The organism is Streptomyces sp. NBC_01476 (assembly GCF_036227265.1).
Taxonomy (GTDB): Bacteria; Actinomycetota; Actinomycetes; order Streptomycetales; family Streptomycetaceae; genus Actinacidiphila.
In genome coordinates this window covers 5,605,691-5,630,159 of the sequence record NZ_CP109446.1, presented here as the reverse complement: position 1 = coordinate 5,630,159, position 24,469 = coordinate 5,605,691, and the positions used below count along the sequence as shown (strand labels likewise).

Genomic DNA, 24,469 nt, shown 5'->3' with positions numbered 1-24,469 from the left:
TCACAGCTCCTGAGGTCGGACGAGACGGGTGAACAGCGGGTCGGAGTCGAGCAGGGAGTCGTAGCTGCCCTCGGCCGTGACCCGGCCGCGGTCCAGTACGTAGATACGGTCGGCGCGGCGGATGGTGCTCAGCCGGTGGGCGATGACGACGCGGGTACGGTCCAGCGCGGCGATGCCTTCGGCGACGTGGCGCTGGGTGGCGTTGTCGAGGGCGGAGGTCGCCTCGTCGAGCAGGAGGACGGCGGGGTGGCGGACCAGGGCGCGGGCGAGCAGCATCCGCTGCACCTGGCCGCCGGAGAAGCCCTGGGCGTCCTCGCCGACGCGGGTGCCCAGGCCCAGCGGCAGCCGCCGCAAGTCCTCGGCGATGCCGGCGAGTTCGGCGGCGGCCCAGACGTCCGCCTCGCTGACGTCGGGGTCGGTGCCTGCCAGGTTCTCCAGCAGACTGCCGCGCAGCAGCTTGCCGTTCTGCAGCACGGTGCCCAACTGGCGGCGTACCAGCCGGACATCGAGACCGGCGAGGTCCTGGCCGTCGTAGCGGACACTGCCGGCGTCCGGGTGCTCGAAGCCGAGCAGCACCCGGACGAGCGTGGACTTGCCGGCGCCGGAGGGTCCGACGACGGCGATCATCTCGCCGGGGGCGGCGTGCAGTGACACCGCGTCCAGGGCGTTGGCGGAGGCGCCGGGGTAGCGGAACGAGACTGCTTCCAGGCGGACTTCGCCGCGCAGCCGGCCCGGGTCCGCCTGGCCTGCGGTGGCGGAACCGGCCGCTTCCGCGGGCTCGGCGAGGATCGGCCGCAGCCGGTCGAGCACGGGGGCGATGCCGTAGGCGGTGGCGGCGGCGTGGGTGACCTGGCCGAGGGCCAGGGCGACTTGGCCGGCCGCGATGCCGGCGGCCATCAGATTCCCGGTGCCGGTCCCGGTGCCCTCCACCATGACGCCGGCCAGCAGCAGGGCGAGCAGCAGCGGTTGGAGGGCGGTGGTGAGCGCGGTGGAGGCGGCGTCGGCGCGCATGGCGGCGGCGTCGGCCCGTTTCTGGGCGGCGAAGGGGGTGGCCCAGCGGGCGAACGCCTGGATCTCGCGGCCGGCGGTCTGGAGCTTGTCGATGCCGAGCATCAGACCGTAGAGGGTGCCGTGGAGGCGGCCGTGCAGGGCGTACACCCGCGACTCGTGCCGTTGCCTGCGGCGGCCGAGCGCGGCGAGCAGGGCGGTGGCCGCCAGCGCGGCGGCGAGCAGCATCCCGCCGAGGGTGAGGTCGACCGCGAGGAGCACCACCAGGCCGGAGAGCGAGAAGAACGCGCCGAGCACCGCGCCCACCAGCACCTCGGAGAGCGCCTGGCGGGCCTCGGCGATGGCGTTGGCGCGGTGCACGAGGTCGCCGGTGCTGAAGTCCCGGAAGAAGCGGGCGTCGTGGTCCAGCAGCCGGTCCCAGACAGCGGGTTCCAGGGCGGCCTGGATCCGGCCGGTCAGCCGTACGGCGGCGATGTTGCGGACCAGCAGCAGCAGGCCGGCGGAGAGCGCGACGGAGGTGAGCAGCACCACGAGCCAGCGCACCGGGTGGTGGCCGGCCTCCACGAGGCGGGGCATCAGCAGCCCGGTGCTCAGCGGGACGGCCAGCCCGAGTACGGCCGACACCAGGCCGGCCGCGGCGAGCAGCACGAGGTCCCTGCGGGCGCCGGGTGCGGACAGCGCGAACCGCAGCAGTGCGGCGGGCGTCGGGGTCCCGGCGGGCAGCGGCCGGTAGAGCAGGTACGCGCGGCGGGTGAGCGCGGGGTACGGGCGCCGCCGTGCGCGGCGGCCCTCGGGGGGGACGGCGACGGGCTGTCCGCCGTCGGCGGTGAACCCGATCATCGGCCCGGTGGTCCCGGCGAAGTCGCCGTGCCCCTGGCCGGATCCGTCGTCGGGCAGGGTGATCTGCCGCCAGCGGATGCCCTGGTGGCGCAGCAGCGCGATGAGCGGGTCCCGCGCGGTCAGGACCGTGGACGGCACCTCGTCGGGGGCGGTGCGGCCGAGCGCGGGCGCGAGGTCGCGGTAGGCGGCGAGCGCGGCGTCGGCACGGTCGGTTCCCGGCCCTGCGGTCACCGCGCCCGCTCCGGCCGCCGTACGTCCGGGCCGTCCGCCCGGGTGCAGTGCGGCCAGCGAGCCCTGGAGCGCGGCCCGGTTGGCGGCGGCGGTCCCGGCGAGGCGCTCCGCTCCCCCGGCCGCGGTCACCTCCTGCGTGATCGTCATGACGCGCTCTCCGTCTCGTCGTCTCCGTCACCCGCACCGCGAATGGCGTCCCCGCCGGCACCGACCCGCGCCGCGGCGGCAGTTGGTGCGCCGGCGGTCTCCCGCCCAGCGGGCACCCCCGCGCCCCCGGTGGCATCGGCCGTCCCGGCCGCGGCATCAGCGGCCACGGTCGGCGCTTCAGCTTGGGCGGTGGAGGGCGCCGCGGGTGGGATGGCGCCCGCGCGGGGCCGGGTTGCGCTGTCCCCGCCGGGGGGTGCGGTGGGGATGTTCGTGCCTGCGGGGGTGTCGGGCTCGTTGAGGAGGTCGCGGTAGGGGCCGTCGGTGAGGGCCAGGAGGGCCGGGGGGCCCTCCTGGACGACGCGGCCGGCGGCGAGGACCACGACGCGGTCGGCGGCGCGGACCGTACTGAGGCGGTGGGCGAGGACGAGGCAGCTGCTGCCGCGGGCACGGAGGTGGCGGTTGATGAGGTCCTCCGTGCGGGTGTCGAGCGCGGAGGTCGCCTCGTCGAGGACGAGGAGCGCCGGGTCAAGGGCGAGCGCCCTGGCCAGTTCGAGGCGCTGGCGTTCGCCGCCGGAGAGGTTGCGCGCGCCTTCGTCGACCACCCCGCCGTCCAGCCCGCCGCGCCCCCGCACCAGGTCCGCCGCTTCCGCGTCGGCCAGCGCCCGGTGCACGGCGGCCTCGTCGGCGGCCGGGTTCCAGAGTGTGAGGTTCTCCCGGAAGGTCCCTTCGAAGAGCCGCAACTGCTGCTCCACGTAAGCGATCTGGGAGGTGACGACGGCCCGGGGCACCGTCTCGCGGGGGCGCCCGTCGAGCAGCACCTCGCCCGACCACGGCCGCAGCACGCCCGCCGCCAGCCGGGCCAGCGTGGACTTGCCGCTGCCGCTGCCGCCGACCACGGCGACCCACTCGCCGGGACGTACGGTCAGCGAGATGCCGGCGAGCGCCGGCGGCCGGTTGGGGTCGTAGCCGAAGGAGACGTCGCGCAGTTCGAGCCCGCCGCGCAGCGCCGTGGCGTCGGCGGGGGCCGCGAGGACCGGGGTGAGGTACGGGTCGGGCTCGGCGGACTCGACGTCCTCCAGCAGCGCGGTCTGCGCCCGGGCCACCGTCAGCTCCGAGCCGATCCCGACGAGTTGGGCGACCGGCAGCAGGAAGCCATTGAGCAGCAGCAGGAACGCCAGCAGCGTGCCGAGCGGCAGCGAACCGCTGATCAGCAGCGACGTACCGGCCACCACGACGGCCGCACTCGCCGCGGTGTTCAGCGCGGTGGGCAGGGTCAGCGGGGTCACCACGGCCGCGGCCATGGTCTGGGCGGTGTCCATCGCGCGGGCCTGCCAGCCGGACCAGGAGCGGAAGAAGGACTCCTCCGCGCCTTCCGCCTTGATGGTCTCCATCGCGGAGACCCCGGCGAAGGCCACCCCGTCCCGCTTGTACTGCTCGGAGTGGAGCCGGTGCAGCATCCCGCCCCGGCGTTTGGCGGCCAGCCGCAGGGCGAGGACGTCCAGGACGGCGACCACGGCCGGCACCACCGACAGTTTCGGGGAGAGCCAGACCAGCGCGGCCAGGTTCACCGCCGCCCCCGCCGCCGCGGCGGCGGCCCCGGCGGCGCGGTAGGAGAGCAGCGCGGCGAGCCCGTCGTTCATCTGCACCCGGGTGACGAGCCCGCCGAGCTGGCGGCGGTGGAAGAAGGAGCCGGGCAGCCGCAGCATCCGCCACAGGAACGCGGCGGACGACCGCGCGGACATCGACTCCAGCACCTTGTTGACCAGCGTCTGCTGCACCCAGGTGCCCAGCAGGACGGCGCCGGCCGCTCCGGCGGTGGCCAGCACCAGCGGCAGCGCCCAGTCGCTCGCGCCGGCTTCGGTGACATTGGTGAGATAGGCGCGCAGCAGGAAGGATGCGGCCACCGCGGGCAGCGTCAGCAGCATCGCGGTGAGCACGGCCATCAGGAGGGTCGGGAAGTACGGCCGCACCCGCGCGGCGAGCCCGCGCAGGAAGGGGAAGCGGGCGCCGCCCCGTTCGAAGTCCGGGCCGGGTTCGAAGCCCACCGCGATGCCGGCGAAGGACTCCCAGAAGGTCTCGGGGGTGGTGCTGTAGGAGCCGAGGGAGGGGTCGTTGACGTGGATCCGGCCGCGCCGCACCCCTTCGTAGACCGCGAAGTGCGGGCCGGAGAGCAGCACCATGGACGGCACCTGCACGGCGTCGAGGCCGAGCAGCGGCCCGTCGCCGCGTACCACCCGGCGGCCCTTGGCGGCCAGCCCGTACCGCCCGGCGGCGCGGGCGACCGCGGCGGCGCTGACGCCGTCCCGGGAGACACCGCAGGCGCGGGACGCCTCGTGCAGGGTGGTGCGCCGGCCGAAGGCGCCGAGGACGACCGCGAGGCAGGCCGCGCCGCAGTCCTGCTCCTCCATCTGCGGCACGATCGGGGTGCGCAGGTAGCGGCGGGGGCGCTTGGTACGGCGGCCGGCAGGGCGTTCGGGCGGTGCGGCCGTCCCGGCGGGGGGCGGCGCGGCGGCGGTGGTACGGGGCCGGGTGTCGAGGCTCATCTGCCCGCTCCCGTCGAGCCGAAGAGCACCTGGTAGGGGTGGCGGGCGCCGAGGTCGACCGAGGCGTCCACGGCGGTGGGCGCCGCCGCCGCGTCCAGCGCGCTGTCCGGGGCGTCCGGTTCCGCGTACACCGTCCATACCGGGGTGGCGCCCGAGGGCACCCCCGGTACGGGGACGGGCAGGGTGCCGCCGAGGGTGTCGGCGCGTGCGGGGTACGCGTCCACGCCGGTGATCCGGAGCCGGGCCGTGCCCTCCTGGAGCGGGATCACGACCTGCTGCCCGAGCCGCAGCCGGGCCAGCTGGCCGGCCGAGCTGACGAAGAGCCGGACGGTGGTGGGGGCGTCGGCGGGGTCGAGGGCGACCACGCCGGTGCCGGGGACGAGCGTGCCGCCGGGGGCGGTCAGCACGGCGGTGACGGTGCCGGCGGCGGGCGCGACGAGTTCGGTGCTGCCGCCCGGGCCGCCGGACAGGACGGCGAGCGCCTGTCCCTGGCTCACCCGGGTGCCCGGGGTCACCAGGACGCTCACCACCGAGCCGGGCGCCGACGCCCTGGCCACTTCCGGCGCGGTGCCATGGGCGACGACGCCGTGCAGGGTGAGGGTGTGCGGGAGCGAACCCGCGATGCCCCAGGCCGTGCCGGCGCCGACCGCGAGCAGCAGCGCCGCCGCCCCGAGCCAGAGCCGGCCGCCGATGAGCCGCACCGGCCGGTCCAGGCCGGGTTCGACGGCTCCCGCCGGCAGTTCCCTGGCGCTGGTGTCCGGTCCGGTTTCCACGGTGATCGTCATCGGACGTTCGCCCCCGCCCCGGCGGCGGCCAGTCGGCGTTCGGTCAACGGCGGGCTGAGCACAGGGAGTTCCCGCAGTCCGCCGAAGACGAACTGCTCGCTCCAGGGGGCGGTCTCCTCGGTGAGCGGGGTGCTGATCGCGCGCTCGGCGCTCGCGGCGGCGAGGGTGCGCAGCACCGTGCCGCCGGCCATCAGGGACAGCGGTGCGCCGAGGCAGTGGTGCGGCCCGTGGCCGAATGCCAGGTGGCGGCGTTCGGCGCGGGCCGGGTCGAAGCGGTCCGGGTCGGGGAAGCGGCGCGGATCGCGGTTGGCGGCGGCGTACAGAAGCAGGGTCACGGTGCCGGCCGGCAGGACGGTGCCGCCGACGGTGACGTCGGTGGTCAGGGCGCGGGCGCTGGCCCGCACCGGGCTGCCGAGCCGCTGGCACTCGTCGAAGACGGCTTCGGCCGACTCGGGCTGTTCGCGGACCAGTTGGAGCAGGCCGGGGGTGCGCAGCAGGTGCCAGACGGCGACCGCGAGTCCGGAAGTGAGGGTCTCCAGGCCGTTGGCGAAGAGCATCACCACGAAGGCGAGCAAGTCGTCGGAGTCGAGCTTGCCGGCCGCGCGGGCGGCGGTGAGCCGGCTGATCAGGTCCTCGCCGGGATGGGCGGTGCGCTGGGCGCACAGCTCCTCGACATACTCCCGGAACGCCTCGAACTCCGCGTCCAGCGCGGCGGTTTCGGCTTCGCCGGCGTGCGGGTCGAGCAGCGAGCGGGCGACCAGGCCGGCCCAGCCGGTGACCCGGTGCCGGTCCTGCTCGGGAACGTCGAGGATGGCGCAGGAGACGGCGACCGGCAGCGGGACGGCGAAGTCGGCGACCAGGTCGAAGCTGCCGGAGGCCAGCAGCGGGGTGAGCAACTGCTGTGTGGTGTCGGTGATCTGGCCCTTGATGGCCGCCAGGCGGCGCGCGCTGAAGGCGGCGGTGGCCAGTCGCTTGAGCCGGGAGTGGTCGCTGCCGTCCCGCAGCGGCAGCATCCGTGCGACGACGTCGGCGAGCGCGGAGGAGCCGGCGCGGGCCAGCCCGACGGCGGAGGGGTCGACCACGGTGCCGGGGTGCATGAGCACGGTGACGATCTCGTCGTATCCGGAGACGACGCGGACCCGGCCCAGGTCGAGCACCGGGGCCTCGGCGAGCAGTCGTCGGTAGAGCCCGGGCGGGTCGTGGCGCGCGGCCGGGCTCTGAATGAACCGCGCGAGCTCGTGCCGGAGGCTGTCCATTCCCGGCGCTCCTTGTCCTGGAAGGAAGAGGGGTTCTGGTCGGTGAAGAAGGAAGGGGGCGCTTCGAAGTGGGGGGCTCTCCGGGCGGGAGAGGGTGCTCCGAAGGACGCGGGCGTACGCGAACGGTGGGGAACGACCGCCGTGGGGATACGACGGCGGTGGGGATACGACGGCGGCCGGCCAGTGGCCGGCCGGTCTCGTCACACTCGTCAAAGGGGAGCGGGTCGGGGCACCTGGTGCCGGTGCGGTGCCGGGGTGCCGCGGCGGGGGGCGGTGGTTCGCCCCCCGGCCGCGGCACTGGTCCCTCACGTCGCGCCGGGTCGCCGACGCGCGATCATGCACCAGTTGTGCGCCCTGTTCCGGTGGTGCGTTGCGCTGATCCGCTCAGCGCGGTCCGCCGTCAGCTCAGTTGGAGAGCGAGCTGAAGGAGGAGACCGGGCAGGCGGCCGAGGCGAGCGAGCTGACGCTGAGACCGCCGGAGACCGAGTCCAGCTCCTCGACCTCGATGTCGAACTGCTCGGTGCCTTCGGCCGCGGGGGTCTCGACGATGTTCTCGTTGTCCGCCATGACAGCTTCCCTTCGTTGTCCGGAGCGTTTCTTCCGGGGCTTTTCCCCGGCCGTTCCGGCGATGAGATAAATATGCACCGAAGACCCGCTCGAGCGTCAGTGGGATTCGTCATTCGATTCAGGTGAGGAATGTCATCAGGGCCGCCAATGACATTTTTCACCCCTGCGACCGGGATTCTTCGGCGTTCTTCACTTCGGACAACGTAGCAGCTCAGAAGCACTGCACAAGACAGAGAGAGGCGCCATCACGGCCTTGCCACCGGGCGGGTAATTCCTGCACTCTGTTCTGTATGAGAGACACTCCCTCCACCCGGCAAGAAGACCGGAATATCAGTCCCGCCGTGGACGTGCGGGAACTCCACCAGTCATACGGTGCATACGAGGCCGTGCGCGGTGTCTCCTTCACCGTCGCGCGCGGCGAACTCTTCGCACTGCTCGGCACCAACGGCGCCGGCAAGACCACCACCCTGGAGGTGGTGGAGGGCTACCGCGCCCCCACCTCGGGCTCGGTCCGGGTGCTCGGCCTGGATCCGTACGCCGACGGCCCCGCGGTCCGCCGCAGGATCGGCGTGATGCTCCAGGAGGGCGGCTTCTTCAACGAGTTGACGGTCCGCGAGACGGTCGACGCATGGCGCGGCTTCATCAGCGGCGCCCGGCCGGCCGGCGAGGTGCTGGAGCAGGTGGACCTGGCCGGCCGTGCCGGTGTCCGGGTCGGCCAGCTCTCCGGCGGCGAGCGGCGCCGGCTCGATCTGGCGCTGGCCGTCCTCAACGGCCCCGAACTGCTCTTCCTCGACGAACCCACCACCGGTATGGACCCCGAGGCCCGGCGCAACACCTGGCGGCTGGTCAAGGAGCTGCGGGCCGGCGGCACCACCGTCGTCCTGACCACGCACTACCTCGAAGAGGCGCAGCACCTCGCCGACCGCGTCGCCATCATGGCGCGGGGGCGGATCGCCGCCACCGGCACGGTCGCCGAGGTGCTCTCCGGGCGCGGCAGCCGGATCACCTTCCGGATCCCGGACGGGCTGCGCGCCGGCGACCTGCCGGTCCTGCGGGTTCCCGGCGGGGGCACGCCCGTGATGGAGGGTGCGGCCGGCCGGGAGACGGCGGCCTACGCGGTGGAGCGCACCGGGCCGGCGCTGGCCGCACTGCACCGCTGGGCCGCGGAGCGCGGCGTCGAACTCGACGGCATCGAGGTGCGGTCCGCCTCCCTCGAAGACGTCTTCCTCGAACTGGCACAGGAGAAGGCAGGCACCCGATGAGCGAGTCCACGACCCGTACCGCAGGCGCGGCGGCGCGCCCCGCGGGGCTTCCCGGGCGCCCTGCGGCGCCCCGCCCGTACGACGGCCGGCACGTGACCCCGGCCGCCGCCGGCCTCGGCTGGGGCCGCTACCTCAGGGGCCAGTTCCAGCTCTCCTGGCGGGTGTTCTGGCGCAACCGCCGCTCCACCTTCATCGGTTTCCTGCTGCCGGTGGTGCTCAACCTGGTGGTGGCGGCGCCGCTGCGGGACCGGGAGATCGGCGGGGTGAACGCCGCCGGCTACACCACGGTGGGCTTCATCGGCCTCGCGATGGTCACCTCCTTCGTCAATCTGCTCAACGCGGTCGTGGCCAGGCGCGACGAACTGGTGCTCAAGCGGCTGCGCGGTACGGAGGTGCCGCAGTCGGCCATCTTCGCCGGTCAACTCGCGGTGAGCGCGGTGGTGCTGCTGATCCAGAGCGTGATCCTGGGCGCGGTGTCGGTCATCTGGTTCCATGCGCCGCTGCCGGCGGATCCGGCGCTGTTCCTGCTGGCGCTCGCGCTCGGCTATCTGGTCTTCGGTGCCTTCGCCTTCGCGCTGGCCGGTTTCACGCCGAGCGCGGAGACGTCACCGCTGGTCGCCACCCCAGTGCTGCTGCTGTGCATGTTCGGCGCGGGTGTCTTCACGCCGCTGCAGTCGCTGCCCGCCGTACTCCGGGCGCCCGCCCGCGACCTGCCGCTGGCGCCGGTGATCCAGTCGCTGCGCACCGCGTGGTTCGGCCGGGACTTCGGCCGGGAGACCTGGGACGGCGCGGCCCTGCGCCACCTCGGCCTGGTCGACGGCTGGCAGTCGGCCGCGCCCGGCCTCCTCATCACCCTCGCCTGGCTGGCCGCCGCCGTGATGGTCACCCGGCGTTTCTTCCGCTGGGAGCCGCGCCGCGGCTGACGGCTGCCGGTCACCCGGCCGCGTACGGTCAGCGCGGCCACGTACGGTCGGCCCGGTCAGCCCCGTCGGCTCTGCCAGCCAGGTCGGCCCGGTCAGCGCAGACGGCGCGGTCGGCGCGGCCCGCGCCGGCCGTACAGCCGGTCACCAGGGCAGCGGGCCCGAGCGGTCGGAGAAGGTGCCGGTCGGACCGCCGGCGGCGGTGGCCATCCGGACGATGGCGTCGGTGCCCTCTTCGAGGCTCTGCGGGCCGGAGTTGGCGTTGAGGTCGGTGGCGGTGAAGCCCGGGTCCACCGCGTTCACCCGGATGTCCGGCAGCCCCTTGGCGTACTGCACGGTGAGCATGCCCACCGCCGCCTTCGAGGAGGCGTAGAGGGGGACGGCGTGCGCGCCCTCCGAGCGGGCGGGGTCGTTGACGACGCCGAAGGAGCCGAGTCCGCTGCTGACATTGACGATCGCGGGCGAGTCGGCGGCCCGCAGCAGCGGCAGGAACGCGTGCGTCACGCGGACCACTCCGAAGACGTTGACCGCGTAGACCGCCTCGGCCTGCCCGGCGGTGAGTTCTTCGGGCCCCACCACGCCTTCGAAGACACCCGCGTTGTTGATCAGGACGTCCAGCCGGCCTTCCCCGCGGGTGAGTTCGGCGGCAGCCGCGGCGACGGACGCGTCATCGGTGACATCCAACTGGACGAAGCCGGAGCCCAGTTCTTCCGCTGCCGCCCGCCCCCGCCCGGCGTCACGCGCACCGATGTGGACGGTGTGACCGAGGGCGAGGAGGCGCCTGGCGGTCTCGCGGCCGAGCCCCTTGTTCCCGCCGGTGATGAGGATGACGCCCATGATCACTTTCCGATCGTGTCGAGTTCGGCGACCGCATCGGCGGGGAGCGTCAGTTCGGCCGCCGCGATGTTCTCGCGGAGGTGGCCGACCGACGAGGTGCCGGGGATGAGTACGGTCGTGGCCGACCGCTGGAGCAGCCAGGCCAGCGCCACCTGCTGCGCGGAGGCGCCGAGGCCGGCGGCGACCTCGGTGAGGGTCTCGGACTGCAGCGGTGTGAAACCGCCGAGCGGGAAGAAGGAGGCGAAGGCGATGTTCTCGGCCGCGCACCGGTCGACCAGGGCGTCGTCCTGGCGGTTGGCGAGGTTGTAGAGATTCTGCACGGTGACGACCGGCGCGATCGCCTGTGCCTCGGTGAGCTGGGCGGACGAGACGCCGCTGAGGCCGAGGTGGCGGATCAGCCCTTCGCGTCGGAGTTCGGCCAGCGCGCCGAACTCCTCGGCGAGGGAGTCCTCGCTGGTGCCGTCGTGCGTGCCGGCCCGCAGGTTGACCACGTCGAGGGCATCGAGGCCGAGGTGCTGGAGGTTCTCCCGGACCTGTGCCTTGAGGTCCTCCGGCGCCAGCGACGGGTTCCAGCCGCCGTCCGCGCCGCGGCGCGCGCCCACCTTGGTGACGATGTGCAGGCCGGCCGGATAGGGGTGCAGGGCCTCCTTGATCAGTTCGTTGACCACGGCGGGGCCGTAGAAGTCGGCGGTGTCGATGTGGGTGATGCCCGCCTCGACCGCCGCGCGGAGCACCGCGAGGGCCTGGTCCCGGTCCTTCGGCGGCCCGAAGACGTTGGGGCCGGCCAGCTGCATGGCGCCGTAGCCCATGCGGCTGATGGTGAGGTCGGGGGCGAGAGTGAGGGTCCCGCCGAGGACGCTGTCGGTCATGTCGTGAAGCCTTTCCTGGTCGGTGAGGGCGTGCGGCCGCTTTCCCTGGCGCTTTTCCCGTGCCGCGCCTTTCCCGCGCCGCGCTTTTCCGCGCCGCGCCTTTCCCGCGTCCCGCGGAGGGGATTTCCTGGGGCCCCGGGAGGAGCGCTTTTTCCGGTCGTCAGGGACAACCTGCCACGACTCCACTGTGCGGAATGCGAGGGCACGGCGGGAGTGTCCTGCTGTTCCTGGGTGTCGCAGGGACAGTCACCCGGGCGCGGGCGGAACTACCGTGGAGACCATGGACGGCACGAACGCGCTCGGCGAGTTCCTGCGGGCCCGGCGGGAACTCGTCAGGCCCGAGGACGTCGGTATCCGCAGCGCCGGCCTGCGCCGGGTGCCTGGCCTGCGCCGCGAGGAGGTCGCGATACTGGCCGGCATCAGCCCCGACTACTACCTGCGGCTGGAGCAGGGCCGGGACCGCAACCCCTCGGTCCAGGTCCTGGACGCGCTCGCCGCGGTGCTCCGGCTGGACGCCGACACGAGCGCGTATCTGATCGAACTGGCCCGCGAGCGCTCCTCGCGCCGGCCGGGCCCCGCACCCCGGAAGCGGACGGCGGCGCGCGCGGAACGGGTGCCGGTGAGTATTCGGCAGCTCATGGACGGATGGCCGGCGAATCCCGCGTATGTGCAGAACAAATTCTCCGACGTACTCGCGGTCAACGCATTGGCGGCGGCGCTGTCACCGAACTACGCCCCCGGGGTGAATCTGCTGCGGGCCGCATTTCTCGATCCGGCGGACCGGGAATTGCGCCGCGACTGGGAGGAGGCGACACAGGAGGGCGTGGCGTCCCTGCGCGCGCATGTCGGGCCCGATGTCGACGACCCCCGGCTGGTGGAACTCGTCGGTGAGCTGTCGGTCCGCAGCGACCGCTTCCGGCAGCTGTGGAGCCGCCATGACGTACGGCCGAAGACCGGCCGGGTGAGCCGGCTGACGCACCCGCAGGTCGGCGACATCGACCTGCTGTCCGACAAGCTCGCCATCGGCGGCACGGACGGCCTCCTGCTGGTCGTCTTCCACGCCGAGCCCGGCAGCCGGAACGCGGAGCTGCTGGCGATCCTGGGGAGCCTCAACGCGCAGGGCGCCGAGGGGAGCCCGGGAACCAGTGCGGCCACCGCGACCACTCCGGCCACCCCGGCCACTCCGGCCACTCCGGTTGGGGAAGACGCCGAGCGGCGGGCCGCCGACGAGCAGTGACAAGGCCCCGCGGGCGGCTGCTGCCTCTTGACGGCGAACTCATTGGTCCAGTCCAATCGGGAGGCAGCTCCGCGCCCCCCACTCCCCCCGCGAGGACGCCCGTCATGCGCAGAACCGTCACCGCCCCGCTCGCCCTGGCCGCCGCGGTCCTCGGCGCCGCCGCGCTGGTCGGCCACCAGCAGGCCGCAGCGGCCACCCCCGACCTGCTCGTCAACGGCACCTTCGAAGCCGGGAACCTCACCGGCTGGACCTGCTCACCGCTCGCCTCGGTCGTCAACTCCCCCGTGCACAGCGGGAGCCGGGCGCTGCAGGGAGCCGCGTCGGCCGGCGACTTCGCCCAGTGCGCGCAGACCGTGTCCGTACAGCCCGGCACGAGCTACACGCTCAGCGCGTACGTACGAGGCGCGTATGTCTACCTCGGTGCGACCGGCACCGGGGTCAGCGCCTCCACCTGGACCCCGAGCGCGGCGGCGTACAGCCCGCTGAGCACGACCTTCACCACCGGCGCCGGGACCACCTCGGTGACCGTCTTCACCCACGGCTGGTACGGCCAGGGCACGTACGACGCGGACGACATCAGCCTCACCGGTCCTGGCGGGGGCTCCACCACGCCCCCTCCGAGCACGCCCCCTCCCACCACGCCTCCCCCGACGACACCGCCGCCCACCACCCCTCCCCCCACCGGTGCCGTCGTCGCGGTGAGCACCAGCGCCCAGCTCAAGGACGCCCTCGCCGCGGCGGTCCCCGGCCAGACCATCCAGCTCGCGGACGGCACGTACACCGGGAACTACAAGACCACCGTCTCCGGCACCGCGCAGAACCGGATCACCCTCACCGGTTCCGCCGACGCCGTGCTCACCACCTCCACCGGCGGCGGCTACGGGCTCTACCTCAACGGCGCCTCGTACTGGACGGTCCACGGCATCACCGTCACCCACGCCCAGAAGGGCATCATGCTCGACACCGCCGACCATGTGGTCCTGGACTCGGTCACCGTCCACGACACCACCATGGAGGGCATCCACTTCCGCAACTCCAGCCGGTACGGCGTGCTGCGGAACTCCACGGTGCACGACACCGGCACCGCGCACGACGGCAAGGGCGAGGGCGTCTACGTCGGCACCGCCAACACCCTCACCGACCAGAGCGACGACGTGCAGATCCTGGACAACACCATCGGCCCGAACATCGGCGGCGAGAACATCGACCTGAAGGAGGGCACGACCGGCGGCCTGGTCTCCGGCAACACCTTCGACGGCAACGGGGAGACGAACGTCAACTTCGACGACTCCTGGATCGATGTGAAGGGCAATGCCTACACGATCGAGGACAACCACGGTGTCCACACCCTCAAGGACGGCTACCAGACGCACACCCAGGTGGCCGGCTGGGGCTGCGGCACGGTCTTCCGCCACAACACCTCGGACCTGACCGGCGCCGGCGTCACGCCGTCGTACGCCTTCGACGTCACCAACTACTCGGCGACCTGCCCGGTGACCATCACCTCCGACAACACCGTCACCGCCGGCACCGCACTGGTCAACCCGGGTGTCCCCGTGACGGGTTGACGTCCGCCGCGGCCCCCGGCGGAACGGTCCGGCCGGGGGCGGCGGCAGTGCGGCAGCGGGTTCACGGCGCCGAGTCGGCCTGCTGCGGGGGCGGGGTGGCGTAGACCCGCACGTAGTCGACCGTGAAGGCGTTGGGGAAGACCGTGGTGGCGTCCGGCGGGCCACCGCGGGTGGCGGGCGCCCAAGTCCCGCTGTTGAGGATGATGTACATCGGGGTGCTGGAGATCAGGTCCGCGGTGGTGCCGTCGATCTCGTGCACCATCTGGCCGTCGATGGAGTAACGGATGGTAGCGGGCGACGTGGTGGACCACCACATCGCGTAGTCGTGAAAGCCGGTGGTGGGCGCGCTGGAATAGTCCCAGGTGCTCTGCCACTTGCTGCCGGCGTTCTGGCCGGTGGCGAAGGGCTGCCCGATCTGCAGGGCCTCCATGCTGCCGAACCACTCGGCGATGTCCATCTCCGGCGGCCAGTTGCCGTTCTGCGCGGCGAGCCAGAAGGCCGGCCACAGGCCCTTGCCCGCCGGGAACTGCCCGCACATCTCGAAGTAGCCGCCGGTACGGGAGAACTTGTCCTTCGTGTGGACCATGCCCTCGGTGTACGGGATGGTGCCGATGGCCGGCACGTCCGGCGCGGTGACCGGCACGTCGTCCGTGGTCAGGTTCAACGTGCCGTGCCGGACCGTGGAGTTGGCCGCTTTGACGTAACTGCCGTACTGGGTGTTGTGGTAATGGGTGCTGCCCTTGTAGCCGCCGAAGGGCAGGGTGCCGACGTTCCACTTGGCGGTGTCGATCGCGCCGGAGTCGAACTCGTCGTCGAAGGCGAGGGTCCGGCTCGCGTCCACCGGGCTGTCGCGGCAACTGCTCGGCACGCCGACGGAGAGCGCGACGGTGCGGGAGACGGTCCCGCGCGAGGTGCTGACGGTGGCGGTGTTCTCAACCCGGGGCGCGGTGGCGGAGGTTGTGTGGCTCAGCAGATGCAGCCAGTAGCCGGCGCCGGGGGCGAGGTCGGTGTGCGGGCAGGAGATCCGCTGGGCGCCGACCGCGCCCTGGAGGGTGCAGCCGCCGATGCCGGTCTGCTTGTCGAGGCCCCAGCTGAGATTGCCGCCGGCCGGCAGGCGGTCGGCCAGGGCCACCTGACGGAGCTTCCCGCGGCCGGAGTTGGCGACCGAGACGGTCAGGCCGATGTCCTGGTACTGCGTGACCTTGGTGCTGCCCGGCGTCAGGGTGAGGCGGACCCCTTCGGGGTCCGGGTGCCCCGGCTCACCGGCCGCACCGGTGGCGCCGGTGCCGAGTCCGATCAGCGCGGCGCACACCGTGCCGGTGGTGATGAGGAGTGCCTTGCGGTGCTTTCTCACGCTCCCTCGCTTCCCGGCCCGCACGCCGGACCGGCGGCGCGGGCCGTATCGCCACGCATCAACGGTCAGGAACGACCAAGCGGTCTGTTGATATGTGTTCGGATACGTCGGTTGGCGTCCGGAAGTGTGGCACCGTGCCCCCAGCAGCACAACACTTCTGCCCGAACCGGCCCCTGCGGGGGCGGTCTCTCCGTTGCCGGACAACGGCCCGGGGGCAGGGTCTCAGCGTGTCCGGCTGGTGGCCACTGCGTCGGTGTAGGTGTCCGTCGTCAGATCCTCGGCGTCGATGCCCAACTCGCCGAGGACGGCTCGTACATCCGCGAGGGCGTCCTGCAACTGGTCTTCCTCGACGATCGTCTCCAGCTCGATGAAGTCCCCGTCGATCTCCGGGACCCGCACGAGGGTGGCGAGCATCTGCCGGCCCCGGGCCTCGAAGTCGTAGTTGCGGCATCGCTTCTCGAACTGGATGAACGGCACGTACCCAAGCCCCCTGAGCGTGGCGTGCACGGCCGCCGGGTCCTCGACGCGGGTCTCGTGCTCCGGCTTCGACCCGGATGCCTCATCGACCCGGGCGCCCTTGTACGTGAGCAGGGAGCGGGTGTCGTCCGCGCCGTGGATGGTACGCACCCGGAGTTCGCGGTCGCTGCCCGAGAGCGCCTGGTCGGCGGTGTCGTAGTACGCGTCCTGGTACACCTCGGGCCGGCCGGCGGCCCGCTCTTCGAGCAAGGCGTGAACGCGCTCCGGGTCTCGCACCCGGGCCTTCAACTCCGCCTCAATGGTCAACTGACTCTCCATCAGATCGTGCGCTCGCCCTCAGCGATCAGCGCGTCGAACATGCGGCGGAAGCCGCGTACAGCGGGCCGTGCGGGGTCGACATCACCTTGTACACGGCGGACTCGTGCCCTTCCCAGCCCGCATCAAAAGCGCTGACCCACGCGGTCAGTAGGAGCACGCGCGCCTGCGGGCACTGCGGTCGGGTCAGGGAGCGGCGCAGCAGCGCGTCGTTGAGTCCGATCCGGCCGAGCCCGCGCACAGCCAATGGGAGGCTTCCGCCATGCCCGCACGCGAGCGACGGCTTCCCCGTCACCTGGCCTGGCCGCTGACCGCCACCGACGTCCGCGCGTGCCTCGGCCCGCTCATGGCCCAGGTCACAGAGCTGCGGTTCCTCGCCGGGCCGGGCGCCGGCACCCTCGTGCTCCGCGCCGAATGGATCGCGCCCGATCCCTTCAACCACGGCCGCGGCACCCACCCGGAGACGGTCGGCTTCCGGATCGACGTCCTCCCCGTCGAGGCCGCCGGGCGCGCTGCCGCGCGTGCCGTGCTCCAGGCACGCGCTCTGCCCCAGTTGCACGCGTGGGTCACGGAGGCGCTCGCCGCCGACGAGACCTGGCGGACGGCCCGGCACCACCACTGCTGGCGGCTCGACGGCGGCCGGCTCACCCACCGGGACGAGCCGTGAGCCGGCGCGCATGGCAGCATCGGGGGGCCGGGGCGGGGGCGGTCTTCGCCGGCCGGAGAGATGGGGTGTGGGATGGCGTTGCAGATCAGGGCCTTTGACGCGGAGCATCCGGCGGCGCTGCTCGACCTGGACTGGGGGCTGCCGCTCGACCAGTGGCCGGACGACGCGCTGGTGGCGCTGCCCCGCGGCATCTCACGGCACGTGGTGCGGTTCGCGCAGGCCGGTGACGAGGTGGTGGCGGTCAAGGAGGTCAGCGAGTGGGCGGCGGTACGCGAGTACGGGCTGCTGCGTGACCTCGACCGGCTCGGGATACCCGCGGTGGACCCGATCGCGGTGGTGACCGGCCGGGTCGGCGCGGACGGCGAGGAACTGGAACCCGCGCTGATCACCCGGCATCTCAACGGCTCGCTGCCCTACCGCTCGATGTTCGAGACCACGATGCGGCCCGGCACGGTGAACCGCCTGCTGGACGCGCTGGCCGTGCTGCTGGTCCGGCTGCACCTGGTCGGCTTCGCCTGGGGCGACTGCTCGCTCTCCAACACCCTCTTCCGCCGCGACGCGGGCGCGTACGCCGCCTACCTGGTGGACGCCGAGACCGGGCAGATCCAGCCCAGCCTCAGCCAGGGGCAGCGCGAATACGACATCGAACTGGCCCAGGTCAACATCGCAGGCGAGCTGATGGACCTCGAAGCCGGCGGCTCCCTCCACCCGTCGGTGGACCCGATCACCTTCGGCGAGGCGATCGTCACCCGCTACACCGACCTGTGGCACGAGCTGACCCGCGAGTCGGTCTACCCGGTGAGCAAGCGGCACTACATCGACCGGCGGATACGGCGCCTCAACGACCTCGGCTTCGACGTCGCCGAGATGCAGATCCAGCGCTCCCCGGCCGGCGACACGGTGACCTTCCTGCCCAAGGTGGTGGACGCGGGCCACCACCAGCGCCAGTTGCTCCGCCTGACCGGTCTGGACACCGAGGAGAACCAGGCCCGCAGCCTGCTCAACGACCTGGAGAGCTGGATGGCGAGCCAGGACGACTACGCCCCCGGCGACCCGCTCGGCGCCCGCCCCGAAGTCCTCGCCCACCGCTGGGTCCGCGAGGTCTTCCGCCCGGCGGTCCGCATGGTCCCCCTGGAGCTGCGCGGCCAGATGGACGCGGCGCAGATTTACCACGAACTCCTCGAACACCGCTGGTACTTGTCCGAACGCGCCCAGCACGACGTGGGCCTGGAGGCGACCGTGGCGAGCTACATCGCCGACGTGCTCCCGCACGAAGCGGCCCCACCCGTCGTCGTCGAGTGACCTCGACGGGCTCCGCGGCCCGCCGACCCCGTAAGCCGGCGGGCCGGTACGCCCGGCAGGCCCCGCAACGCCCGGCAGGCCCCGTTCACCCCATAGGCTCCACAGGCGAATTTCGGCCAACGAGTGCCCGTATCCGTATCCGAGCGCCGTCACGCCCCCGTGACCGAGCCCATCGCCAGGCCGGCGCCTCGCACCGCACCGGCGGAACGCACCCGGGCCGGCCGCCGCACCACCCTCCGGCACGACCGCTTCCCCAGCGGCCAACCGGAGCGGGCGAGTCCCACCGCGATGCGGTACGTCAAGGCCGTTCCCCGCCTTCGGGCCGGGCCGCGGAAAGAGCAAAAGGGAATCAGAAAAAGGCCGCTTCCACGGTGGCGCGCCGGCGAAACGGAGAACCCTTTCGGGTGGCCGGTACGGAAGGCAACCCATGTGTCCTGCCTTGACAACTCCATTCGCTCTCCAGAGAGTTGTGGCGACTCGAGGGTCGTGGGGCGACGACCGTCGTGCAAAGGGAGGCACAAAAACACATCGTGTCGCTCCGCTGTCCGCGGGATCGACCGAGAGACGGAATTCATGCGGCCGACGGCGAATACGCCACCGGTTTCGCATTCCGTCTCATGACCTCACCGGGGGAAAACATGCAAAGGAAAATCCTGTCCAGGTCGCTCGTCAGCGTCGTCGCCGTCGTCGGCGTAGCCGCAGGCAGTCTGGCGGGCGCGAGCGCCGGTTTCGCGGCATCCGGCCCGGCCACGCAGCAGGTGACGACCGCCGGCACCGTCGTACCGTTCGCAACCGTCAACCTCGGCCTGAGCACCGCGCAGGCCAAGGGGGTCCAGCGCTGGCTGGCGGCGGAATGGGGATACACCGACGGCATCGACGGGCAGTTGGGCACCAATAGCTGGAAAGCCTTCCAGCGCATGCTGAAGGCCTACCACGGCTACACCGGCGCGATCGACGGAGTCGTCGGAAGCGGCACGGTATCCGCGTTGCAGCGCTTCCTGCGGGACAACGGCTGGGGCTACACCGGCGCGATCGACGGAGTCGCCGGTTCGGGAACTCAGGCGGCGTTCAAGACATTCGCCAACTGGTGTGTGAGCACCTACTAGAGCCCGTCCCGAGCCGCGAACACGCGGCTGTGCGGGGGCTGATGCGGTGCCCCACACCGAAGAAGGGCCGCCCGAGCGGCCCTTCTTCGGTGTACGTCCAGGAACCCGGCCGCGTACGGAGCGTCAGCGTACATGGGCGGAGGGTGGACAGTACGAGCCGTCAGTCGGGAGCATGGGCAGGTTGGGAGCGGGCGGAGCAAGTGCGCGGGAGGTGGCCGGAAGATGGCCGAAGGCGGCGGGATCGCGGAGGCAACCGGAGCGAACGGCTCGGGGGGTGAGCCGGAAAGCTCCGACAGCATGCGTACGTTCGGAGCCTTCGTCCAGGCCTTACGCGAGCACGCGGGCCTGAGCCGGCAGGAGTTGGGCAACCACGTCGGCTTCTCCAAGCACACGGTCGCCTCGATCGAACTCGGCCGCCGCATGCCGGACGTCGACTTCGTCGAACGCGCGGAATCGGTCCTCGGCGAAACCGGCGCCCTCCGCAAGGCGTTCCGGCACCTCACCCGCAAGCAGGGTTTGGCGGCCTGGTTCCGCCGCTGGGCCAGCATGGAGGGCACGGCGATCAGCCTCTGCACCTACGAGTGCCGACTGGTTCCGGGCCTTCTGCAGACGGAGGCGTACGCGCGGACCCTCTTCGAGCACCGATTGCCCCTGCTGAGCGACGAAGAGGTCGACGCGCAACTGGCGGCTCGCTTCGAGCGGCAACGACTTCTGGCGGACCGCCCGCACACCGCATTCAGCTTCATCCTGGAAGAGCACCTGTTCCGTCGGCTCGCGGGCGGGGCCGAAGGCGCGCGAGAACTCATCAACTACGTCCTTGGGGCCGCGCAGCGACGGAACGTGGAGGTCCAGATCCTGCCGCTGTCCAGCGGCCTCCACGCTGGCATGGACGGACCCATGAGGCTGCTGGAGACGACGGAGAACCATTGGTTCGCCTACTCCGAGGGCCAGGAGACCGGCCAGTTGATCGCCGATCCCAAGGCGGTCAGCGTGCTTCAGCGTCGGTATGCAAAACTGCGCTCGCAGGCCCTCACCCCCGAGGACTCCCGGGGCCTGCTGCAGCGACTGCGAGGAGAGCTATGAGCGTCCCCGAACCGGCCTGGTTCAAGAGCAGCTACAGCAGCGGTCAGGGCGACAACTGCATCGAGGTCGCACTTGCCTGGCGCAAGTCCAGCTTCAGCGGAAGCTCGGGCGATGACTGCGTCGAGGTCGCCACGTGCGCGGACACCGTCCACGTGCGGGACTCCAAGGACAAGGGAGGCCCCCAACTCGCCTTCACCCCCACGGAGTGGGCCTCCTTCCTCGCCTACGCGCGCCAGTTCTGAACCGTCGGCGCCCGCTGCCGCCCCCGTACAACGGGGGCGGCAGCGGGCGTCGTTCAGTCGGTCACCGGGCCGGAGGCCACCGTCACCCCACGGAGATCGCGAAGACGTGGATCCCGCTGTCGTCCGGCAGGGTCACCGTCGCCACCGTCTTGGCCGGGTCGAGCGCGCCCCCGGTCGTGTAGAGGCTGACCGCGTGGTTGCCGAGGGTGTCTCCCGGCGGGCGGTTCCAGTTGGCCGTGGTGACCGCCAACTGGCTGTTGCCACTTGCCGCGTTGCTGTACCAGTCCGGGAAGTCCACCGCGACGGCCGCGGTACTGCCGTCGGTGTACGTGACGGTGACGGTGCCCGAGTGGGCCGAACTGATGCCGGTGCCGAGCAGGCCGAGGCGTGCGCCCTGACCCTGCACGCGGATCACCTGGCCGGCCGCCGCGATGTTGTCCGGGTCGCCGGGCCGGGTGTCCGGCCAGGTGTACGGCAGGCCGTTCGCGGTGACCGTGGCGCCGGGGGTGTAGCCGACGGCGGCGAGCTGGGTGGCCGACAGGCTGTAGCCGCCCGGGTCCAGCTTGCCGGTGGCCGGGTCGCTGTCGGCGCTGATGCCGGCGTTGTTGAAGGCCGCCGCCGGGTTGGCGTACGGCACGGTGGTGGCGGCGTCGGCGCTGCGGGTCTGGCGGCCGTTCAGGGTGAACGTCGCCTTGCCCGTCAGCGTGGCGGGGCCGGCGACCGCGCCGGCCGGGGCCGTGACCGTCCAGGACGTACTCACCGAGCCGTGCGCCCGTACGCTGCGGAAAGAAGTCACCGCGTGGGGGGCGGGCTTGGCGGTCCAGCCGGTCGGCAGGGCGAGCGCGAGCTTGAGGTCGCGGACGGTGGAGTCACCGGTGTTGGTGAAGGTCTGCTTCACCGTCTGGGTGCTGCCCGCGTTGGTCTGCGCGGCGGCGGTCAGACCGACGTACTGCGTGCCGATCGTCCTGCGGACCGTCACCGAGCCGGTGAGCGGGGTGTCGGCGGACGACTGGCCGACGTAGACCGGGTAACGGCCGTCGAGCACCGTCCAGTCGTGCGCACTGCTGTCCCACACCCGCAGGTCGTCGGGGCCGAGGGTGAGCCGGACCGTCTTGGTCTGGCCGGGCTTGAGCTGCACCTTGGCGAAGGTCTTCAGCGCCTTCGGGGGCTCGCCTGAGCCCTTGGGGTAGCCGATGTACGCCTGCACCACGTCGGAGCCGGTGCGCCGGCCGGTGTTGGTGACGTCCACCGACAGCTGGACCGGTGCGGTGCCGCGGCTGGTGGCCTCCACGCTGCCGCCGCTGATCCGCAGGTGGGACTGGCGGAAGGTGGTGTACGACAGGCCGTAGCCGAACGGGAAGAGCGGCGTCTGGTTCTCCGCGTCGTACCAGCGGTAGCCGACGTCCAGGCCCTCGCTGTAGTCGTAGACGCCGTTGACCGCGGGGTAGCGGCCGGGGGCCGCGGCGGTCGCGGTCTGGGTGTCGGTCTTCGGGAAGCTGACCGGGAGCCGGCCGCCGGGTTCTGCGTCACCGGTGAGCAGCGCGGCGAGCGCGTTGCCGTCCTCCTGGCCCGGGTACCACATGTCCAGCACGGCGGGGACGTCGGAGAGCCACGGCATCAGCACCGGGGCACCGGCCCGCAGCACCACGATGGTGCGCGGGTTGGCCGCGGCGACCGCCTGGATCAGCTCGTTCTCGTTGCCGGGCAGTGCGAGGGTGGTGCGGTCCGAGCCCTCGCTTGAGGTGTCGCCGACCACGACGACCGCGGCGTCCGCCGCGGCGGCGGCGTCGGCGGCGGCCTGGATGGTCGGGTCGGGCAGGCCGGGAGCCGACCAGCCGGCGGTGACGGAGGCGTTCTGGGCGCTGTCGTAGTACTCGACCCGCAGGCTGTGCGGCTCGCCCGCGGTCAGCTGCACCGGGGTGCTCTTGACCGTCGAGGAGGCGTGGTCGCTCCAGTTGTCGGCGATCAGCTTGCCGTCGAGGTAGATCCGGCTGCCGTCGTCGCTCGTCGCGGAGAAGGTGTACGCGGCGGTGGCGGGCGCGGTCAGCGTGCCGGTCCAGCGGACCGAGAAGTTGTCGACCGGGATGACGGGGTCCGGGGAGCCGAGCACCCAGTCGAAGTCGATGTTGGGGTCGTCGCGGGTCAGCGCGGGCGTCCCGGTGAGCGTCTTGTTGGCGAAGTACTCGCCCTTCAGCCCGGTCAGCGCGGAAGCCGGGATCGCCGGGAAGCCGCTGCCCTGGCCGGCTTTGACCGAGGTGACGTCCACACCGCTGCCGAGCCGGGCCTTCAGCCCGGTCAGCGGGTCGACCTTCTTGTACGGGGTGACCGCGGAGCTGCCGCCGCCGCCGGTGATCGCGGTGTCGGCGTTGGGGCCGATGACCGCGAGCGACTTCAGCTTCCTGGTGTCGAGCGGCAGCGTCGACCTGCTGTTCTTCAGCAGCACGCTGCCGTCCTCCGCGGCCTTGCGGGCGAACGCGCTGTCCTTGTCGTAGTCGACGCTCGGCGCGGGCTTGGGGTCGAAGAGGCCGGTACGGAACTCCAGCCGCAGGATCCGGCGGGCCGCGTCGTCCAGCACGGACTGCGGCACCTGGCCGGCCGCCACGGCGGCGGGCAGCTGCTGGAAGTACGTCGTCCCGCTGAACTCCTGGTCCAGGCCGGCCAGCGCCGAGGCGACGGTGCTGTGGTTGGCGGGGTAGTCGGTGTCGATGACCCCGTCGTACTTCCAGGTGTCGATCAGCACGTCCCGCAGGATCTGCGCGTTCTCACAGGCGTAGGTCCCGTTGACCTTGTTGTACGCGCACATCAGGGACCAGACCTTGCCGTCCTTGACCGCCTTCTCGAAGGCCGGCAGGTAGATCTCGTGCAGTGTCCGCTCGCCGATGTTCGAGCTGGTGGTCATCCGGCCGTTTTCCTGGTTGTTGCCGGCGAAGTGCTTGACCTGCGCGGCGACGCCCTGGGCCTGGATGCCCTGGATCTCGGAGGAGGCGACGTCCCCGGCCAGCTCCGGGTCCTCGCCGAGCGTCTCGAAGTCGCGGCCGCCCAGCGGGGTGCGCACGATGTTGACCATCGGGCCGTAAATGGCCTGGTAGCCGCGGGACTTGGCCTCCGAGCCCATCACCGTGCCGTACTGCTTGGCCAGGCCGGTGTCGAAGGACGCCGCCAGCGACACCGGCGAGGGCAGCGCGGTCTCCGGCTGGCCGTCGCGGACGCCGCCGGGGCCGTCGGTGAACTGCATGCCGGGGATGCCGAGCCGGTCCACGCCGGGGATGTAGCCGGTGGCGTGCGACCCCGCGGGGACGCCCACCGCCGTCATCAGCGTGGCCTTCTCGGTGTTGGTCATCTGCCCCAGCAGCAGGTCGATCCGCTTCTCCAGGGGGAGGCGGGAGTTGAGCCAGGGGCGGGAGACTGCGGAATCGTTTCCGGTGCTGCTCGCGGAGCTGCTCCGGTCGGCGGCGCCGGCGGCTGCCGGTATCGCCAGGGGTACGGCCAGGGCTGCGGCGGCTGCTGCCGCGACCGCCAGGCGGGCCATGCGCATACGTTCTCCAAAGGGGGACATTCGTGCGTGCGGGCTGAACGTTTCAGGAGGTGAACGCAAACGACTGGAAGTCTGCGCGCGCCCCAACGGAGCGTCAAGAACATGAACGCAAAACCCCTTTGTGAACGTTGGGGGGCTGCTGTGGCCGGTGTGTGGCCGGTGTCCCGTTACAGGTGGGAGCGGGTCTCGTTACGGGCGTGCGCGGATCCCGTCACGGTCCTGTCCCGGGCCGGGCCGCCTTCGGGGACGAACCTGTGCCGATGTCGGACCCGGGGGCTATGGTCTGGATGGCGGCACATGTACGGGGGAGCACGGGGG

At 72.2% G+C, this 24,469-nt stretch carries 19 protein-coding genes and 1 pseudogene; 10 read left to right on the top strand and 10 right to left on the bottom strand.

Annotation, left to right across the window (positions count from 1 at the left end):
- The 5 genes from OG552_RS24710 to OG552_RS24690 all read right to left on the bottom strand — a co-directional run bounded on the left by OG552_RS24710 (position 1) and on the right by OG552_RS24690 (position 7,377).
- Positions 1 to 2,226, bottom strand: coding sequence for an ATP-binding cassette domain-containing protein (locus OG552_RS24710; RefSeq protein ID WP_329136443.1), 2,226 nt, complete (start codon positions 2,224 to 2,226; stop codon positions 1 to 3).
- The gene (locus OG552_RS24705; RefSeq protein WP_329136440.1) at positions 2,223 to 4,769 is read right to left on the bottom strand and encodes an ATP-binding cassette domain-containing protein; all 2,547 of its coding nucleotides are present in this window, start codon (positions 4,767 to 4,769) and stop codon (positions 2,223 to 2,225) included. Before OG552_RS24705 ends, OG552_RS24710 begins: the two co-directional genes overlap by 4 nt.
- Positions 4,766 to 5,554: an acetyl-CoA carboxylase biotin carboxyl carrier protein subunit gene (locus OG552_RS24700; protein ID WP_329136438.1), complete on the bottom strand. Its 789-nt coding sequence runs from the start codon at positions 5,552 to 5,554 to the stop codon at positions 4,766 to 4,768. Before OG552_RS24700 ends, OG552_RS24705 begins: the two co-directional genes overlap by 4 nt.
- Entirely contained in the window at positions 5,551 to 6,810 is a 1,260-nt protein-coding gene (locus OG552_RS24695; RefSeq protein ID WP_329136436.1) for a cytochrome P450, read from the bottom strand. The genes OG552_RS24700 and OG552_RS24695 overlap by 4 nt, the downstream gene beginning before the upstream one ends.
- A gap of 405 nt (positions 6,811 to 7,215) precedes the next feature.
- Positions 7,216 to 7,377, bottom strand: coding sequence for a hypothetical protein (locus OG552_RS24690; RefSeq protein WP_329136434.1), 162 nt, complete (start codon positions 7,375 to 7,377; stop codon positions 7,216 to 7,218).
- Positions 7,378 to 7,667: 290 nt separating this feature from the next.
- Here OG552_RS24690 and OG552_RS24685 point away from each other — a divergent pair, with 290 nt between their 5' ends.
- Together OG552_RS24685 and OG552_RS24680 are read left to right on the top strand one after the other, a co-directional pair.
- Positions 7,668 to 8,639: an ABC transporter ATP-binding protein gene (locus OG552_RS24685; RefSeq protein ID WP_329136432.1), complete on the top strand. Its 972-nt coding sequence runs from the start codon at positions 7,668 to 7,670 to the stop codon at positions 8,637 to 8,639.
- Entirely contained in the window at positions 8,636 to 9,562 is a 927-nt protein-coding gene (locus tag OG552_RS24680) for an ABC transporter permease (RefSeq protein WP_329136430.1), read from the top strand. Before OG552_RS24685 ends, OG552_RS24680 begins: the two co-directional genes overlap by 4 nt.
- 141 nt (positions 9,563 to 9,703) lie before the next feature.
- On the opposite strand, the gene OG552_RS24675 is transcribed toward OG552_RS24680, so the two are convergent.
- Both OG552_RS24675 and OG552_RS24670 read right to left on the bottom strand, forming a co-directional pair.
- Complete coding sequence (locus OG552_RS24675; protein WP_329141090.1) at positions 9,704 to 10,396, bottom strand: SDR family NAD(P)-dependent oxidoreductase; 693 nt, start codon at positions 10,394 to 10,396, stop codon at positions 9,704 to 9,706.
- A 2-nt stretch (positions 10,397 to 10,398) separates the two neighbouring features.
- Complete coding sequence (locus OG552_RS24670) at positions 10,399 to 11,265, bottom strand: oxidoreductase (RefSeq protein ID WP_329136428.1); 867 nt, start codon at positions 11,263 to 11,265, stop codon at positions 10,399 to 10,401.
- Between the two features lie 280 nt (positions 11,266 to 11,545).
- Here OG552_RS24670 and OG552_RS24665 point away from each other — a divergent pair, with 280 nt between their 5' ends.
- From OG552_RS24665 to OG552_RS24655, 3 genes and pseudogenes are all read left to right on the top strand, one after another.
- Positions 11,546 to 12,502: a helix-turn-helix domain-containing protein gene (locus OG552_RS24665; protein ID WP_329136427.1), complete on the top strand. Its 957-nt coding sequence runs from the start codon at positions 11,546 to 11,548 to the stop codon at positions 12,500 to 12,502.
- Positions 12,503 to 12,606: 104 nt separating this feature from the next.
- Positions 12,607 to 12,984, top strand: a pseudogene (locus OG552_RS24660) (carbohydrate binding domain-containing protein); the annotation flags it as partial.
- Between the two features lie 93 nt (positions 12,985 to 13,077).
- On the top strand, positions 13,078 to 14,070 hold the full coding sequence (locus tag OG552_RS24655; protein WP_443071193.1) for a right-handed parallel beta-helix repeat-containing protein: 993 nt from the start codon (positions 13,078 to 13,080) through the stop codon (positions 14,068 to 14,070).
- A gap of 61 nt (positions 14,071 to 14,131) precedes the next feature.
- Here OG552_RS24655 and OG552_RS24650 read toward each other — a convergent pair whose 3' ends face one another.
- Positions 14,132 to 15,424 (bottom strand): glycoside hydrolase family 16 protein, encoded by a 1,293-nt coding sequence (locus OG552_RS24650; RefSeq protein WP_329136425.1) that lies wholly within the window; start codon positions 15,422 to 15,424, stop codon positions 14,132 to 14,134.
- Positions 15,425 to 15,646: 222 nt separating this feature from the next.
- Complete coding sequence (locus tag OG552_RS24645) at positions 15,647 to 16,207, bottom strand: class IV adenylate cyclase (RefSeq protein ID WP_329136423.1); 561 nt, start codon at positions 16,205 to 16,207, stop codon at positions 15,647 to 15,649.
- 271 nt (positions 16,208 to 16,478) lie between these two features.
- Here OG552_RS24645 and OG552_RS24640 point away from each other — a divergent pair, with 271 nt between their 5' ends.
- The 5 genes from OG552_RS24640 to OG552_RS24620 all read left to right on the top strand — a co-directional run bounded on the left by OG552_RS24640 (position 16,479) and on the right by OG552_RS24620 (position 20,616).
- A complete protein-coding gene (locus OG552_RS24640) occupies positions 16,479 to 16,883 on the top strand; it encodes a hypothetical protein (RefSeq protein WP_329136421.1) in 405 nt (134 codons plus the stop codon).
- Positions 16,884 to 16,955: 72 nt separating this feature from the next.
- The gene (locus tag OG552_RS24635; protein ID WP_329136419.1) at positions 16,956 to 18,185 is read left to right on the top strand and encodes a DUF4032 domain-containing protein; all 1,230 of its coding nucleotides are present in this window, start codon (positions 16,956 to 16,958) and stop codon (positions 18,183 to 18,185) included.
- A 617-nt stretch (positions 18,186 to 18,802) separates the two neighbouring features.
- On the top strand, positions 18,803 to 19,291 hold the full coding sequence (locus OG552_RS24630) for a peptidoglycan-binding domain-containing protein (protein WP_443071026.1): 489 nt from the start codon (positions 18,803 to 18,805) through the stop codon (positions 19,289 to 19,291).
- Positions 19,292 to 19,513: 222 nt separating this feature from the next.
- On the top strand, positions 19,514 to 20,374 hold the full coding sequence (locus OG552_RS24625) for a helix-turn-helix domain-containing protein (RefSeq protein WP_329136417.1): 861 nt from the start codon (positions 19,514 to 19,516) through the stop codon (positions 20,372 to 20,374).
- The gene (locus OG552_RS24620) at positions 20,371 to 20,616 is read left to right on the top strand and encodes a DUF397 domain-containing protein (protein ID WP_329136415.1); all 246 of its coding nucleotides are present in this window, start codon (positions 20,371 to 20,373) and stop codon (positions 20,614 to 20,616) included. The genes OG552_RS24625 and OG552_RS24620 overlap by 4 nt, the downstream gene beginning before the upstream one ends.
- 82 nt (positions 20,617 to 20,698) lie before the next feature.
- On the opposite strand, the gene OG552_RS24615 is transcribed toward OG552_RS24620, so the two are convergent.
- Positions 20,699 to 24,151: a glycoside hydrolase family 3 C-terminal domain-containing protein gene (locus OG552_RS24615; protein WP_329136414.1), complete on the bottom strand. Its 3,453-nt coding sequence runs from the start codon at positions 24,149 to 24,151 to the stop codon at positions 20,699 to 20,701.
- Between the last annotated feature and the right edge of the window lie 318 nt (positions 24,152 to 24,469).

Bases quoted from the DNA above. Each gene is read 5' to 3' on its own strand.
- OG552_RS24710 (WP_329136443.1), bottom strand. From the start codon at position 2,226: ATGACGATCACGCAGGAGGTGACCGCGGCCGGGGGAGCGGAGCGCCTC.
- OG552_RS24620 (WP_329136415.1), top strand. From the start codon at position 20,371: ATGAGCGTCCCCGAACCGGCCTGGTTCAAGAGCAGCTACAGCAGCGGT.
- OG552_RS24670 (WP_329136428.1), bottom strand. From the start codon at position 11,265: ATGACCGACAGCGTCCTCGGCGGGACCCTCACTCTCGCCCCCGACCTC.
- OG552_RS24695 (WP_329136436.1), bottom strand. From the start codon at position 6,810: ATGGACAGCCTCCGGCACGAGCTCGCGCGGTTCATTCAGAGCCCGGCC.
- OG552_RS24665 (WP_329136427.1), top strand. From the start codon at position 11,546: ATGGACGGCACGAACGCGCTCGGCGAGTTCCTGCGGGCCCGGCGGGAA.
- OG552_RS24630 (WP_443071026.1), top strand. From the start codon at position 18,803: ATGACCTCACCGGGGGAAAACATGCAAAGGAAAATCCTGTCCAGGTCG.
- OG552_RS24700 (WP_329136438.1), bottom strand. From the start codon at position 5,554: ATGACGATCACCGTGGAAACCGGACCGGACACCAGCGCCAGGGAACTG.
- OG552_RS24690 (WP_329136434.1), bottom strand. From the start codon at position 7,377: ATGGCGGACAACGAGAACATCGTCGAGACCCCCGCGGCCGAAGGCACC.
- OG552_RS24615 (WP_329136414.1), bottom strand. From the start codon at position 24,151: ATGCGCATGGCCCGCCTGGCGGTCGCGGCAGCAGCCGCCGCAGCCCTG.
- OG552_RS24640 (WP_329136421.1), top strand. From the start codon at position 16,479: ATGCCCGCACGCGAGCGACGGCTTCCCCGTCACCTGGCCTGGCCGCTG.
- OG552_RS24675 (WP_329141090.1), bottom strand. From the start codon at position 10,396: ATGGGCGTCATCCTCATCACCGGCGGGAACAAGGGGCTCGGCCGCGAG.
- OG552_RS24635 (WP_329136419.1), top strand. From the start codon at position 16,956: ATGGCGTTGCAGATCAGGGCCTTTGACGCGGAGCATCCGGCGGCGCTG.
- OG552_RS24705 (WP_329136440.1), bottom strand. From the start codon at position 4,769: ATGAGCCTCGACACCCGGCCCCGTACCACCGCCGCCGCGCCGCCCCCC.
- OG552_RS24685 (WP_329136432.1), top strand. From the start codon at position 7,668: ATGAGAGACACTCCCTCCACCCGGCAAGAAGACCGGAATATCAGTCCC.
- OG552_RS24680 (WP_329136430.1), top strand. From the start codon at position 8,636: ATGAGCGAGTCCACGACCCGTACCGCAGGCGCGGCGGCGCGCCCCGCG.
- OG552_RS24625 (WP_329136417.1), top strand. From the start codon at position 19,514: ATGGCCGAAGGCGGCGGGATCGCGGAGGCAACCGGAGCGAACGGCTCG.